This is a genomic window from Arthrobacter sp. PGP41, from assembly GCF_002953935.1.
GTDB lineage: Bacteria > Actinomycetota > Actinomycetes > Actinomycetales > Micrococcaceae > Arthrobacter.
The window spans coordinates 2000380-2015546 of the sequence record NZ_CP026514.1 but is presented as its reverse complement, the minus strand read 5'-3'; the positions used below and the strand labels follow the sequence as shown (position 1 = coordinate 2015546).

Below are 15167 nucleotides of genomic sequence, written 5' to 3'. Positions count from 1 at the left end.
AGCTTAAAGGCGGGGCGGACGCCGGCGGGTAGTAGGTCAGCACGGAATACCGCCGTGCTTCCAAAGCCGCGAAGGCGAGATTCTGGATCAGATCTACGCGGTGACGGGGTCCGCTGGTCACGGATCTTGCCGCCGACGGTGTTCCCGTGGCGGTGACCTGCAGGGTGTTGGGAAACAGCCAAGCAAGGCTAATACGGGTGGAGGGCCGGTCCGTTGACGGACCGGACCTGGCTGATGCGCACCTGGTCAACGCCTCCCGGGACATCCACGCCGACGGCCCTGCATTCGACAGGTCGGGTCCCGTAGTAGGCCTGCACCGCTTAGTCGTGGCAGTTATCCGCAAAACGCTCAGCTCCACAGTCGCCCACTCTTGCAAGGGCTCTGCGCAGGCAATCAGGTGTATGTGATTCCGTAGGTCAAATTCCTTCTATTGACGCTCCGTGTGACACACGCTAGAGTTACCGAAGTTATACGCATAACCCAACAAACTTACCGGCTCGAGGAGGCGCCCATGGCTGGAACGCGGCCGAAGTCCGGACCGACGATGCACGACGTGGCTGCCGCCGCAGGCGTGTCGCAGGCTACGGTTTCCTTGGTGCTGAACTCGGCCTCCGGGTCACGGTTCTCGGAGGAGACCCGCAAGAAGGTCCGGGATGCCGTGAACCGGTTGGGCTATCGGACCAACGCCCACGCCAAGACCCTCCGTGAAGGCGTGGCAGGCATGATCGGGTTCATCGGCGATACCGTTGCCACCACTCCTTTTGCCGGCGCCATTATCGAGGGTGCGCAGCAGCGGGCGTGGGAGGACGGGCTCCTTCTGCTGACCGTCAATACCGGCGGCGACAAGGAGCTTGAGGCCGCGTCCCTGGACGCAATGCTCTCCTACAAGGTTGCAGGAGTGGTTTACGCCGGCATGTATCACCGGCGCTTGGATGTTCCGGAGGCCCTGACGGATGTCCGATCCGTTGTGCTGAATTCCCAGGACCGGGCGGGACGGGTTGCCAGTGTCGCTCCCGACGAAGTCAAGGGCGGATACGCGGCCACTCGCCGGTTGCTTGCGGCGGGGCATTCCCGAATCGCGTTGATCAATATCGAGAGTCTTGAAAGCGGGCTCCCGGCCGCCGTCGGCCGTTACGACGGTTACCGGAAAGCTCTTGAGGAAGCAGGGCTGGAACTGGATCCGGACCTTGTCCGCTTCGGCGGAGGCGGCGAGGAAGACGGCTACAGGAACGCGATGGAGCTGTTGACCTCCGGCAAACCGCCCACCGCGATTTTCTGCGCGAACGACCGCGGTGCCTGGGGCGCCTACCAGGCGGTGTCCGACCTGCGCCTTTCGATTCCCGGGGACGTGTCCATTGTTGGCTTCGATAACCAGGCGACGTTGGCACCGTTCCTCCGGCCGGGCCTGACCACCTTTGAATTGCCGTTCGTCGCCATGGGCCGGCGCGCGGTCGAACTGATCCTCCAGGATGCGGAACCCGATGGCCGGGTCGAGCTCATGGACTGCCCCCTGATCGAACGGAACTCAGTGACCCATCCCAAGGAGATGCCATGAGCCGCACTATCCCGGCCCGACGCGGCGGTCCAGCTGCGGCACCGTTGCCGCAGCGGAAAAATTCTCTTTCGCTCCGCCTCAAGAGAATTTCCCGTGCCTGGCAGTTATACGTATTACTAGCCCCGGCTGTCATCTACATCCTGGTCTTTAAATACTGGCCGATGTACGGCGTGCAGATAGCGTTCAAAAACTACAACCCGGTGGACGGGTTCACGGACAGCCCCTGGGCGGGCCTGACCCACTTCGTCAGGTTCGTAAACTCCTACCAGTTCGGCCAGGTGGTCGGCAACACGCTGTGGATCGCCATCCTCGGACTGCTGGTGGCTTTCCCCATCCCGATCATCCTCGCGCTGCTGGTCAACCAACTGCAAAGCGAGAAGTTCAAGAAGTTCACCCAGACCGTGCTCTACTCGCCCGCGTTCATCTCGACAGTCGTGGTGGTGGGCATCATGTTCGTCCTCCTCTCCCCCCGGTCCGGCCTGGTGAACAACGCCATCCAGCTCGCCGGCGGGGAGCCCGTCTTCTTTATGGGCTCCCCTGAATGGTTCCGTCCCGTCTACGTGATCTCCGATGTCTGGCAGAACGCCGGCTTCTCGATGATCGTTTACCTTGCGGCCCTGGCAGCCATCGATCCTGCGCTGCATGACGCGGCCAAGGTGGATGGCGCGTCCAAACTCCAGCGCATCCGGCACATCGACCTTCCCGGCATCATGCCCGTGGTGACCATCCTGTTCATCCTGGCCATCGGCAACCTGCTCAACGTCGGGTTTGAGAAGGCGCTGCTGATGCAGACGCCGTTGAACATCTCATCCTCGGAGATCATCCAGACGTACGTCTACCACGCGGGCCTGCAGCAGGCGCAGTTCAGCTATTCGGCCGCCATCGGCCTGTTCAACTCCCTCCTCAACCTGGCGCTGCTGCTTGTCTTCAACACGATTGCGCGCCGGGCCAACCAAGCGACCCTGTGGTGATGCCGATATGTCTCTGACAACCAACCCCCGCCCTACCGACACCCCGGCCCGAACCGTCAACCGGGTCCGGCCTAAACGACCGCTGCGGGATCGATACGGTGACCGGGCCTTCAGCATCGCCGCCACCGTCGTCCTCCTGCTGTCCATCCTGGCGGTGGTATACCCCCTGTACTTCATCGTCATCGCCTCCATCAGCGACCCGAACGCCGTCTACGAAGGAAAAGTGTGGCTCCTGCCATCGGGCATCACCACCGAGGGGTACGAACGGATTTTCGCCGACAGCAGGATCTGGAACGGCCTGGCCAACACCCTTGTGTACACCGTGCTGGGCACCGCCGTCAGCGTCAGCACCATCCTCTGCGGCGCCTACGCCCTGTCCCGCAAAGACATGCCCGGCCGAAAAATCCTGATGCTCCTGTTCGTCATCACCATGTTCTTCGACGGCGGACTCATCACCAAGTACCTCGTGGTCCGGGACCTCGGCATGCTCGACACCGTCTGGGCAGTTGTTCTGCCAGGAGCCGTCGGCGTCTGGAACCTGATCATCGCCAGATCCTTCTTCGAACACACCATCCCCAACGAACTACGCGAAGCGGCCCAGATGGACGGAGCAACCGACTTCAAGTTCTTCTTCAAAATGGTGCTCCCCCTCTCCAAACCCCTGATCATGCTCATGATCATGATCCACGTCGTGGCGCACTGGAACTCGTTCTTTGACGCCCTGATCTTCCTCAATGACGACACCAAATACCCGCTGCAGCTCGTCCTGCGCAACATCCTTATCCAGTCAGACGTCTCATCCACCGGAACCACCGGCGGAGACATCGCATCCTATGCCGCAGCGCAACGGATCGCAGAGCTCACCAAGTACGCCATGATCGTCGTCTCAAGCCTGCCCCTCATGATCGCACTGCCATTCATGCAGAAGCACTTCACCAAAGGCGCCATGATCGGCGCCGTCAAATAGCCCCTCCCCAGCACCACCGCCCAGGCACCCGCCGCGGGCAGTCAGCACACAACCACCTCAGAAAAGGAATGACCATGGCATTCAGCCGCAAATACGCCGCCCTCGGCGCCATCCTGGCCGGAACATTGACGTTCACCGCCTGCTCCGGCGGCGGCTCCGGCACCACGGAGATCAAAGACGCCTCCGCTGACTTCGGTTTCCAGGAAACAGGCTTCCCGATCGTCAGCAAGCAACTGGACCTGACATTCTCCGGCACCAAAACCGCCCTGGCCCCGGACTACAACACCATGACTGTGGTGAAGGAATGGGAAAAAGCCACCAACATCCACGTCAACTGGGAAAACCTGCCCGAAACGGTCTTCCAGGAAAAGAAGAACCTCCTCCTCGCAAGCGGTGACCTGCCGGATGCGTTCTTCAACACAGGCCTCACCGACGCGGAAATCGCCACCTACTCCGCCAGCGGCACCCTCATTCCGCTCGAGTCCCTGATCGAAAAGAACGCCCCCAACCTCTCCAAGCTGCTCGCCGAACGGCCCGACATCAAGGCAGCCATCACCTCCTCGGACGGGCACATCTACTCCCTGCCCTCCGTCGAAGAACTTGGCCTGGTCCAGTTCCCCCACGCAATGGCCATCAACACCTCCTGGCTGAAAAAACTCAACATCCCGATGCCAAAAACTGTGGACGAGTTCCACGATGCTCTGTTGGCCTTCAAGAACCAGGACGCCTCCGGGACCGGCAAAACCATCCCGCTGAGCTTCATGCCAGGATCCTGGTGCGGGGACATCGTCGACCTGATCGCAGCCCTCGGCGGCGTCCCGGACAACATGGACCACCGCATCGTCCAGGACGACAAAGTCATCTTCACCGCCACCCAGGACGGCTACAAAAAGGCCATTCAGACCCTGCATGAGTGGTACCAGGAAGGCCTGATCGACCCCGAGTCCTTCTCCCAGGACGACAAGGCCTACCTGGCAAAAGGCAAGGCCGCGCAGGAGAACCTCGGCTCCTTCGTCTGGTGGGAAATCCCCGAAATGGTCGGCGCAGACCGCGCCAACAACTACGCCCTGGTCCCCGTGCTCGAAGGCGTGGACGGCAAGCGGACCGCCAGCCAGTCCAACAACCAGGAAATCGCCCGCGGCGCCTTCGCCATCACCCGGAACAACAAATACCCGGCCGCAACCATGCGCTGGGCCGACAACCTCTACGACCCCATCCAGTCCGCCCAGGCCAACTGGGGACCCATCGGCGAGACCCTGCAAAAAGATGCCAGCGGCCTGCTGACCCAGATCCCTGCTCCGGCCGGAACCAGCGAAGGCGAACGCCGCCAGAAGGTCGCTCCCGGCGGCCCGAAGGCCAACACTGCCGAGAACTTCAAAACCGTCGTCGCACCTGAACCGCGGGCAGCGGAACGGCAGAAAACCGTTGTGGAGATCTACAAGCCCTTCGCCGGCAACGACGGCTACCCCCCGGTGGCCCTCTCCAACGAGGAACTCCAGCAGATCAGCACCATCCAGACCGACGTTTCGTCTTTGGTCAAGCAGAACATGGCCAAGTGGATCGTCTCCGGAGGCATCGAGCAGGAATGGGACGGTTACGTCTCCCAGCTCAAGAACGTCGGCGTCGACAAAATGATCGAGGTCTACCAGCAGGCCTACGACCGCTACAAGAAGAACTCCTAGCTCCCGACAAACGGCTGGGGCCCGGCGCTGCCCGCGCCGGGCCCCACCCGCCCCACTCATCCACCTGCAGGCCTTCCCACAAAGGACCCGCAGAGAACCAGACCTGCCAAGAAATGAGACGCCACCTTCATGACTGCCGCGACCGCCACGACAGCCGAGACCTTCCGCCCCGCCCTGCACTACGCAGCCCGGAACACCTGGCTTAATGACCCCAACGGCCTGATTTTCCACGACGGCGTCTACCACCTCTATTACCAGAACAACCCGCTGGGAAACGTCTGGGGCAACATGTCCTGGGGACACGCAACCTCCACCGATTTGCTGACCTGGACCGAACACCCCGTGGCCATCGCCTGCGACGAATACGAAGACATCTTTTCCGGCAGCATCGTCTTTGACCGCGACAACACCACCGGCTTCGGCACCGAGACCGTCGCCCCCCTCGTGGCCATCTACACCAGCGCCTACAAACCCGGCTCCGTGCATGAGGGTATCCAGGCCCAATCCCTGGCCTACAGCATCGACGGCGGCTACACCTGGATAAAACACCCAGGCAACCCCGTACTTAGCCGCGCATCCGCCGAGTTCCGCGACCCCAAAGTCATCCGGTACGACGGCGGCGCGGACAGCTACTGGGTGATGGCCGCCGTCGAAGCCACAGACTTCCAGGTAGTCCTCTACAAATCCCGAGACCTGAAGAACTGGGAACTCCTGAGCACCTTCGGCCCCGCAAACGCCACCGGCGGCATCTGGGAATGCCCCGACCTTTTCCCGCTCCCGGTGGACGGCGACCCGGACAACCTCAAATGGGTCCTCACCGTCAACCTCAACCCCGGCGGACCCAACAACGGCTCAGCCGGCCAATACTTCATCGGCGACTTCGACGGCACCACCTTCACCTCCGCCACCACCGTCACCGAAGGCCCCCAGGACCCCGGCCGGCTGGGCGAATACCAGTGGCTGGACTGGGGCCGGGACTACTACGCCGCCGTCTCCTTCAGCGACGCCCCGGAGGACCGCCGCCTCATGATCGCCTGGATGAACAACTGGGAATACGCCAACCACATCCCCACCACGCCCTGGCGCAGCCCCATGAGCCTCGCCCGCGAAATCACCCTCCAGACCAACGACGGAAAGCTGTCACTGATCCAGCAACCCGCAGGCGATTGGACTGCCCTGGCTGACACGGAGCAGTTCCGCCTCGCCGACACCACCATTCACGACGGCGTGCAGGTCCTGGCGGACGCGGCCGGCACCATCCAGCGCATCGACGTCAGCTTCACCCCCGGAAGCGCAGAGGAATTCGGCCTCATCCTGCGCGGAGACGGCCTGAAGGGAACTCGCGTCGGCATCCGTCCCGTTGAAGGCAAGCTGTTCGTCGATCGGCGCGAATCAGGACAGACAGGATTCCACGCATCCTTCCCCTCCATCGACACCGCCCCCATCCAGACAACGGCGGCCTCCTACGACCTCACGATCTTCGTGGACCGCTGTTCCGTTGAAGTCTTCGCCCAGGACGGCCAGGTCACCATGACCGAACTGATCTTCCCGGCCGAGACAAGCACCGACCTCGCCGTCTACGCCGTCGGCGGCGCGGCAACCATCACCAGCCTCCAGGTCACGCAGCTCGCGTAAGGCAGCACCCAAAGCAAGGAACAAGACATGCACAACACCGGCAAGCCAAACCCTCCACAGCGGGTGCTGGACGTCGTCGTCATCGGCGAAGCCCTCACCGACGTCGTCACCACCCCCGAGGGGACCACTGAACACCCCGGCGGGTCACCGGGCAACGTCGCCTACGGCCTGGCCCGCCTGGGAGTCAGCACCGGACTGCTCACCTCAATCGGCGCGGACCGCCGCGGGCACGCACTCGAAACACACCTGGCCGGCGCCGGCGTGACGCTCCTGCCCGGCTCCCGCCCACTGGAGAGAACCTCGACGGCGACCGCCACCATCGCCCACGACGGCTCAGCCAGCTACGCCTTCGACATCACCTGGGATATCGAACCACAAGACTATGCGCTCACGCCGCCCAAGATCCTTCACACCGGGTCAATCGCAAGCTTCCTGTCACCGGGCGCCGGAAAGATCAAAACCCTTCTCCAGCAACTCCGCACCGAGTGCACCACCACCTACGACCCCAACATCCGGCCCGCCCTGCTCGGAACCCACACAGAAGCACGGCACACCTTCGAAGAACTCGTACACCTCACCAACGTCGTCAAACTCAGCGATGAAGACGCCCAATGGCTCTACCCGGGTAAAGACCCCGAAGAAACCGCCACACACCTCCTGAACCTGGGAGCGGAACTGGTGATCATCACCAGAGGCTCATCCGGCTCACTTCTCGCAACCCCTTCCGCTGCCCTCAGCATCCCGGCGGTCAAGTGCTCTGTCGTTGACACCATCGGCGCCGGCGACTCCTACATGTCCGCCCTGATCCTCGGGCTCCTCACCCACGGAACCAACAGCCCCGCCCCTTCCGCCCTCAACCAACTGGGACGCATGGCAGCCGCCGCGGCCGCAATCACCGTATCCCGGGCCGGCGCCAAGCCACCCACCGGAAACGAACTCCGCACCCAACTCGAAACGCAGTCCCAGCCGCACTCACCCGTAGGACACCCACTGAGCATGCCGTAAGCATTCAAACCAGGAGTTCTTCAAGTCCCGACACCTCGAACGGGCCCAAGGGTTTCGCAGATAGGGCACACCCCAACCTGACATCACGCGTCCGAGCGCGCCAGGTGTGTGAGCCGGGCAGGTACATGTTCCTTAAAGCAGACGTAGGTGTGGGCACTGTCCACACCCCCTTTGGCAGGACAAATGGAGCACCCCGAGCTCGCGGCGTGGCGCCAGCGAGCAGCCTTCCAAGAAAGCTTTGCGCCAGAATCGGCCCGGTCATGAGGTCCCCGCTCCCCCGGACCATGAACTGGTGTTGGCCACTCCCGACCAACCCGACAGAACCGGAACGAGGAACCGCAAAACCCCCATCAGCAGGCGGAAAACCCACCAGCCAAGGTCTTGAACCGTCACCCCACACACCTGCACAGGCCACCGCGGCGGCCAGGCCACAGCCCGCGAACGAGCCGTCAGAGGGACGCCACCACAAGCCATGTCAACACGTTAAAGCAAAATCGCCTCTGACGAGGAAAAACGTCGTGCCCGAGGTGGGACTCGAACTGCATCCTCCTTCCTGAAAACACTGGCAACCCGCGAAAACATACGGAATCCGGACCGATCGTGAGCCTGTGCCACCCAATCCGAACCGAAAAGCGTGGACAATGTCCGCATCCTCCTTCGACCCCTCCACGCAGCAGGGCACTTTCGCGCCAGCCCCCGGAACCTGCAACTTTCCTCGCTAGGTGGATCCCCCTGAGCAGCTAGCGAAGTTCTCAAGCCCAATGCCGTTCCCCCACGTTGCACTCCAGCCCTTCAAACCCACTGCCGGCCCTCCACAGGACGAAGCTCCAACGCAACTCGGAAGGGTCGATTCTTCACCACGCCTTGACAGACGTGGTGTGTATCACGCAGTATTTTTATCGATACAAACATAAGGCTAATGGTGCGGCGTCAGGGCGGACGGAGGTGAAGGATGAAAGAGCTGACATGCGATTTGCAAGGTTTTCATCCCAGAGCTCTGTCATCAGTTCGCGGCGGTCGATTCACGGGCTATGACACGGGCGGAGCTCACGAATTCAGCAGGCTCCCGGCTGGGCGCTTCGCCGGCAATTCTCCGCACCAGCAGTTTGACTGCCATTCGGGCCATCTCAGCGCTGTCCGGGTCAACGGTGGAGAGGGTGGGCATGCTGTACTGGCCCTCCACCAGATTGTCGAAGCCGATGACTTTGACGTCGTCAGGAACACGGAGTTTGGCCTCATGGAGGGCGCGGAGCGCACCAAGGGCTACGGTGTCGGTGGCGCAGAACAACCCGTCGAAACCGATCCCGGATTCGATGAGGCGGTCGACGGCTTCGTGCCCACCCTTCAAGGTGAACTCATTGATCGTGACGTGCAGCGACGGGTCGCCATTGATTCCTGCGGCCGCCAGCGCCTGCTGGTAACCGGTGTAGCGGAGCGAGGAGGCATCGGGGTCGGTACCCATGGGACCCATGACGGCTGCAATGCGGCGGCAGCCGCGTTCGGTCAAATGAGCGGTGGCGGCCTTCGCCCCTTCCACGTTGTCCATGGCGACGTGGTCGACCGGTCCGGAGAATATACGTTCGCCCAGGATTACGACCGGGTAGTCGACGCGCAGCATGTTGGCATCACCGGCGCTCAGGCCGACCGTGCTGAGGATCAGTCCGTCGTACATGCGGTTGCGGGACAGTGCCAGGGCATTGATTTCGTTTTCCCTGCTACGGCCGGTCTGCTCGACGAGGACGCGGAGGTTATAGGCCGCAGCCTCCTCAATAATCCGCGTCGCGAACTGCCCCCAGTAGGGGCGGTCAAATTCCGCGACTGCGAGTCCGATGGTGAAGGTCCGGCCGGCACGCAGATTCCGCGCGGCATGGTTTACGCGGTAGTCCAGCTCCTCCATCGCCTTGACTACCTTGGCTCGGGTACTGCTTTTCACGTGCGGGTGGTCGTTGAGGACATTCGAGACGGTCATAGGCGAAACTCCAGCAGCCTTTGCCACATCCTGAATGGTTGCCATCGTCATCCTTCTTCCCATCGCAATTCGACCTGTCTTCCGATCAGCGTACGCCAAAGACTTGTATCGATCCACAATACTTGTATCGATAAAAATTGTAAGGAGAATCCTTTGGACCACTTCGACGGCGACCCTGCCGTTCCCGCACTAATTGACGGCTACTACGCGGACCCGCACCTATGCGTCTTCGACGGCAAGTACTTTCTGTACCCCACCACCGACGGCAGCAATGAATGGGGAGCCACGTCCTTCCGGGCCTTTTCCTCCCCGGACCTGGTCGAGTGGACCGATCACGGGGTCGTTTTCTCGTTGCCTGACCACACACGTTGGGCGGAGGCACATGCGTGGGCTCCCGCCGTCGCCGAACGGGATGGCCGCTACTTCCTTTACTACACGGCGGAGCAGGAGAACATTGGTGTGGCTGTGGCCTCGTCGCCGACCGGACCGTTTGAGGACCTGGGAAGGCCGCTGATTGCAGAGGGCGATTTCCCCGGCCGGGCCATCGATCCGAACATTTTTATCGACGACGACGGCAGGGCCTACCTCTGCTGGGGCAACAGCGTCGCCCACACGGTGCCCCTGAAGGAGGACATGGTCTCCTTCAATCCCTCTGACGTGATCTCCTGGATTCCCACCGGCTTCCGCGAGGCGGTCAACATCCACCGGCGGGGGAATGTCTACTACCTCTCCTGGTCGGAAAACGACACCCGCGACGAAAACTACCGGGTCCGCTACGCCACTTCCACCAGCCCCTTCGGACCATGGACAGACCGAGGGGTGCTCCTGGAGAGGGCTCCCCGCCGGGGCATCCAGGCAACCGGACACCACTCCATCGTCAGGATCCCGCACAGCGACGAGTGGCTCATCGCCTACCACCGCTTTGCCATCCCCGGTGGGACCGGCTACCGCCGGGAACTGGCTATCGATCCGTTGGTCCACACCGTCGACGGCCTGCTCCAAAAGGTCATTCCCTCCCGCAAACCGCTCGTGAGGGACCTGGCCGCCTATCGCACAAAATCCGAAAACGCATCAAAATAGCACTAGAAAGGCACCTGCCATGCTTCACCACACAAACAGCCCGCAGCGCCGTCGGAAAACCTCACTGCGCCTGGCCGCCCTCGGCGCAGTAGTCGCAGCCGCGGCCGCACTGACGGGGTGCGGTTCCTCCGGGGGCTCCGGCTCGGACAACACGGTCAGCTTCTACTCCTGGGACAACGAAGCGGGCATGAAGCCGCTCCTGGAGGAGTTCAAGAAACAGAACCCCTCAATCGACCTCAAGGTCTCCTACGGCACCCCGGTCCAGGGATACATCTCCACCCTCCAGACCCGCATCAACAGCGGAACTGCGGCCGATGTTTTCATCATCACCGCCGAGAACAAGACTGAAATCATGGAAGGCGGGTTCGCCAAGGACCTCAGCGGCGAGCCCTGGATCAGCAACATCGCCGACGCTGCCAAAGCCACCTACACCAAAGACGGCAAAGTTTACGGGGCAGCAACGTCCTCCTGGGGCGGAGGGATCCTTTACAACAAAGACCTCCTGGCCAAGGTCGGGTTCACGACCCCGCCAAAGACCTGGGACGACTTCCTGGCACTGTGCAAGAAACTCAAGGACGCCGGCATCACCCCCTTTTATGAACCTGCTGACACCATTCCTGTGAGCCTGGCCGCCCTCGTCGGGCTCCAGAACCAGGCCAGCGGAGGAACCATGGACGCCGACATCTGGGCCGGAAAGACCTCCTTCGCCAAAACCTGGACCGAGCCATTGGAAGACTGGTCCAGGCTCTTCAGCCAGGGCTTGGTATCCCCCAGTGTCGCCGGACTGACAGGGGACCAGATCACTTCCGAGTTCCAGCGGGGCTCTGTGGCGATGATCAGCACCGGCTCGTGGGCACTGGGAAGCATCCAGAAGGCCGCGCCGGACATGAAGCTGGAGTTCATGCCGGTCCCCGGCGACTCCGCCACATACTGGGCTGGGGCCGTCTCACCCGGATACGCGATCAATGCCAAGGCTAAGAACCCGACCGGGGCCGAAAAGCTCGTGGAGTTCCTCCAGAGCAAGACCGCAGTAGAGATCTATCAGAAGCAGAATGCCGCCATCACGACGACCAAGGACTTCACTCCGCAGCTCGATCCTGCCTTGGATGCCATGGTCCCGGCAGTGCGCGAAGGCAATTTCTACCTTCCCCAGGTCACCTGGCCCACGAACTCTGCAGCCCTGAACAGTGAGACCGTCTCCCTGCTGCAGCAGCTCATCCAGGGCCAGACCACTCCTGAGAAGGTCGCATCGGCACTTGACGCGAAGCTGGCGGCGCTCCAAGGCAAGTAGCACTCCGAAGGGCCGGCGGCGACAGCAGCGCCGCCGGCCCCGCTCCCCCAGAAAGGCAGCTTCACCTTGGCACTCTCCACAACCCCCGAACTGCAGCCACTGCAGACGCAAAAGAGCAGCAATAAGACGCTGCCGAGGAAACGGCCGCACCGGCTCTCCGTCACATCCTGGGTCTTCATGGCCCCCATCGCCGTGGTATTCGTCGTGCTCTACGTCATCCCGATGTCCCAGTCGCTCTACTACAGCTTCACCGACTTCAACGGATACACCAGCAACCCCAAATTCATCGGCTTCGACAACTATGCGGAGCTCTTCAAGGACCCGTCGATGCTCTCGGCGCTCGGCTACACCATCTTCTACGCGGTCTCCACCACCATCCTGGTCACGGTGACCGCCATCCCCCTGGCGCTGACACTGAACCGGAAATTCTTCGGCCGCAACCTCGTCCGCTCGGCATTCTTCTTCCCGGCAGTTCCCAGCGTGGCCATCCTGGGCCTGGTGTGGGGCTTCATCCTCAACCCCCTCGGCTCCGGCGTCCTGAACAGCATCATCCACTCGCTCACCGGACTCGGTCCCATCCCGTGGCTCTCCGACAGCACGCTCGCCCAGCTCTCCACGGTGGCCGTCACCATCTGGGCGCTCACGGGCTGGCACGCGGTGCTGTACCTCGCCTACCTGCAGGCAATCCCCGCAGACTACTACGAAGTCTCCAAGATCGACGGCGCGAGCAGCTGGCAGAGCTTCCGCTACATCACCCTTCCCCTGCTGATCCCGGCCATGGCGGTCAGCCAGCTGCTGCTAATGACCAATGGCCTCAAAGTCTTCGACCTGCCGTTCACCCTCACCCGTGGCGGCCCCGGCTTCTCCACCAGAACCCTCACCCAGTCCCTCATCGAGGACGGCATCGCCCAGTCACGCGTCGGGGCTGCCTCAGCCCTCGCCGTCCTCTTCCTTATCGTCGTCGGCCTCGTCGTGCTGGGCCAGATGGCCCTCTCGAACGCACTTCAAAGGAAATACTCATGACCAAGACCCGGCACGCCCTGACGTCCGTCCTCATGATCATGCTCGCCGGCCTCATGAGCGTCCCCTTCTACTACATCGTCGTCAACACGTTCAAAACCCAGCAGGAAACCACCAACAGCCCGCTCGCGCTTCCCACAATCTGGGTCCTGGACAACTACATCAAGGTCTTCGAAGGCACCCAGATCCTCCAAAGCCTGATGAACACGGTGTATGTCACGGCCATCTCCATCTTCCTGATGCTCGCGATCGGGTCACTCGCCGCATTCGGCCAAATCACCGGCCGGAGCCGCGTCTCCCAAATCATCGGGGCAGTCCTCATCGCCGCGTTCATCATCCCTGGACAGGCCACCCTTGTCCCGCTGTACCGGATGCTCGTCGGGGTACGCCTGGTGGACTCCCTCGAAGGGCTGATCGTGATCTACACCTGCGGGTCCATTTTCTGCTACTACCTCATCCTCGGTTACATGCGGACCATCCCGGCAGAGGTCCTCGAGGCCGCCAGAATTGACGGGGCCGGGCCCTTCCGCATCTACTGGATGATTGTCCTGCCCCTCATCCGGCCCATCCTGGTCACCGTCGGGGTGTTCCAGACCATGTGGGTCTGGAATGACTTCATCACCCCGAACGTGTTCATCAGTTCGGAAGACAAACAAACCCTGGTCCTGCAGGTCTACTCCGCTGTGGGGCAGTTCACCACCGACTGGCCGTCCTTCATGACCCTGACCGTCATCGTCCTGATCCCAATGGTGGTGTTCTTTATCTTCATGCAGCGGCACATCGTCAGTGGACTCGTCAGCGGAAGCGTCAAGGGATGACCGAACACCCGGCCGGCTACCTCTTCGCCTACTTCACCTCCGCTACCGAGGCCGACGGGGAACAAGTACGTTTCGCACTGAGCACCGGCTCCAGCCCCCTCAACTGGACGATCCTCAATGACGGCAGCCCGATCCTCGACTCCACGGTCGGTGAGCAGGGCGCAAGGGACCCCTTCGTGCTCCGTGCGGCCGGCCTGCCAGGCGAGAGCGCCAGCTACTACCTCCTGGCCACCGACCTCTGTATCGCCAGGAGGGACCCGGCAACCGCCTGGGAGGACTCAGTCAGAACAGGAAGCCGCTCAATCGTGGTCTGGGAAAGCGACGACCTAATGTCATGGACTCACCCGCGTCTCGTAGAAGTCGCCCCGCCAAATGCCGGCAACGCCTGGGCCCCGGAAGCAATCTTCGACAAGGCAAGCGGGACTTACCTGGTCTACTGGGCCTCCACGCTCCACTCCCCCACGAATGATCCGACCCGCGTCCCCTACCACCGGATGCTCTGCGCCAACACCACCGACTTCAGGACATTCACCCCCGCACGCGTCTGGATCGATCGCGGATGGTCAGTCATCGACGCCACCGTCGTCGAAGCTCACGGATTCTTCTACCGATTCAGCAAGGACGAACTTTCCGCTGATTCGTCATCACCCGACGCCAAATTCATAACCGCCGAACGCTCCGACACCCTGGACAGCGAGCACTACACCGTCATCGCAACCGGCATCGGCAAGAACGAACTCGTGCACGGCGAGGGCCCCATCATCGTCCGGGGGCCAGGACCCGGCTCATGGTTCCTCTTCATCGACGAATTCGGCCACCGCCGATACACCGCCTTCACCAGCGACTCGCTCGCATCGAACACTTGGACCCCGATAACGGCCGCCATGCCGCAAGGAGCCAGCCACGGCTCAATCCTCGCCCTCACCGCCGAGGAATACACGCAACTCGAACACCTCGCAGACAACTAAAGGACAGCAACGTCTGGTTGGCCACCCGTGCTGGACATGCACAACCTCAGGGTCCCTGCACAAGCATCACGGTCAAGCCCTGAACAGCAATTCATCTTCATCTTCAGGCTGCGGTGACCCCGGACGTTATCGGGAGAAGCTTGCTGACGGCGGGGATAACAGCATGAGAAAATGAGCACATTAACTGTTCTGGCTGGCGAACCGAG

General features: G+C 62.0%; 12 protein-coding genes and 1 pseudogene. 12 read left to right on the top strand and 1 reads right to left on the bottom strand.

All coding sequences use genetic code 11. From position 1 onward, the window contains the following. Positions 1-110: 110 nt before the first annotated feature. The 7 genes and pseudogenes from C3B78_RS09090 to C3B78_RS09060 all read left to right on the top strand — a co-directional run. A pseudogene (locus tag C3B78_RS09090) lies at positions 111-287 on the top strand (IS3 family transposase); the annotation flags it as partial. Positions 288-511: 224 nt separating this feature from the next. Beyond that, positions 512-1555 carry a LacI family DNA-binding transcriptional regulator gene (locus tag C3B78_RS09085; RefSeq protein WP_234005567.1) on the top strand — a complete coding sequence of 348 codons (1044 nt, stop codon included), beginning with the start codon at positions 512-514 and terminating at the stop codon, positions 1553-1555. Beyond that, positions 1552-2526 (top strand): ABC transporter permease, encoded by a 975-nt coding sequence (locus C3B78_RS09080; protein ID WP_197432369.1) that lies wholly within the window; start codon positions 1552-1554, stop codon positions 2524-2526. The genes C3B78_RS09085 and C3B78_RS09080 overlap by 4 nt, the downstream gene beginning before the upstream one ends. A gap of 7 nt (positions 2527-2533) precedes the next feature. Beyond that, positions 2534-3493: a carbohydrate ABC transporter permease gene (locus tag C3B78_RS09075; RefSeq protein WP_104997782.1), complete on the top strand. Its 960-nt coding sequence runs from the start codon at positions 2534-2536 to the stop codon at positions 3491-3493. A gap of 74 nt (positions 3494-3567) precedes the next feature. After that, positions 3568-5175 (top strand): ABC transporter substrate-binding protein, encoded by a 1608-nt coding sequence (locus C3B78_RS09070; protein WP_104999714.1) that lies wholly within the window; start codon positions 3568-3570, stop codon positions 5173-5175. A 129-nt stretch (positions 5176-5304) separates the two neighbouring features. Beyond that, entirely contained in the window at positions 5305-6810 is a 1506-nt protein-coding gene (locus tag C3B78_RS09065; RefSeq protein WP_104997781.1) for a glycoside hydrolase family 32 protein, read from the top strand. 27 nt (positions 6811-6837) lie between these two features. Beyond that, positions 6838-7815: a carbohydrate kinase family protein gene (locus tag C3B78_RS09060; protein WP_104997780.1), complete on the top strand. Its 978-nt coding sequence runs from the start codon at positions 6838-6840 to the stop codon at positions 7813-7815. 1003 nt (positions 7816-8818) lie between these two features. Here the strand turns inward: C3B78_RS09060 and C3B78_RS09055 are convergent. Beyond that, entirely contained in the window at positions 8819-9829 is a 1011-nt protein-coding gene (locus tag C3B78_RS09055) for a LacI family DNA-binding transcriptional regulator (protein WP_104997779.1), read from the bottom strand. A 108-nt stretch (positions 9830-9937) separates the two neighbouring features. Between C3B78_RS09055 and C3B78_RS09050 the strand changes: the two genes are divergently transcribed. The 5 genes from C3B78_RS09050 (at position 9938) to C3B78_RS09030 (ending at position 14961) form a co-directional block, all read left to right on the top strand. Further along, positions 9938-10864, top strand: a complete 927-nt coding sequence (locus C3B78_RS09050) for a family 43 glycosylhydrolase (RefSeq protein WP_104997778.1) — start codon at positions 9938-9940, stop codon at positions 10862-10864. A gap of 19 nt (positions 10865-10883) precedes the next feature. Further along, the gene (locus C3B78_RS09045) at positions 10884-12155 is read left to right on the top strand and encodes an ABC transporter substrate-binding protein (protein ID WP_104997777.1); all 1272 of its coding nucleotides are present in this window, start codon (positions 10884-10886) and stop codon (positions 12153-12155) included. 66 nt (positions 12156-12221) lie between these two features. Continuing rightward, complete coding sequence (locus tag C3B78_RS09040; RefSeq protein ID WP_104997776.1) at positions 12222-13178, top strand: carbohydrate ABC transporter permease; 957 nt, start codon at positions 12222-12224, stop codon at positions 13176-13178. After that, on the top strand, positions 13175-13993 hold the full coding sequence (locus C3B78_RS09035) for a carbohydrate ABC transporter permease (RefSeq protein ID WP_104997775.1): 819 nt from the start codon (positions 13175-13177) through the stop codon (positions 13991-13993). The genes C3B78_RS09040 and C3B78_RS09035 overlap by 4 nt, the downstream gene beginning before the upstream one ends. Beyond that, entirely contained in the window at positions 13990-14961 is a 972-nt protein-coding gene (locus C3B78_RS09030) for a glycoside hydrolase family 43 protein (RefSeq protein ID WP_104997774.1), read from the top strand. The genes C3B78_RS09035 and C3B78_RS09030 overlap by 4 nt, the downstream gene beginning before the upstream one ends. Positions 14962-15167 lie beyond the last annotated feature (206 nt).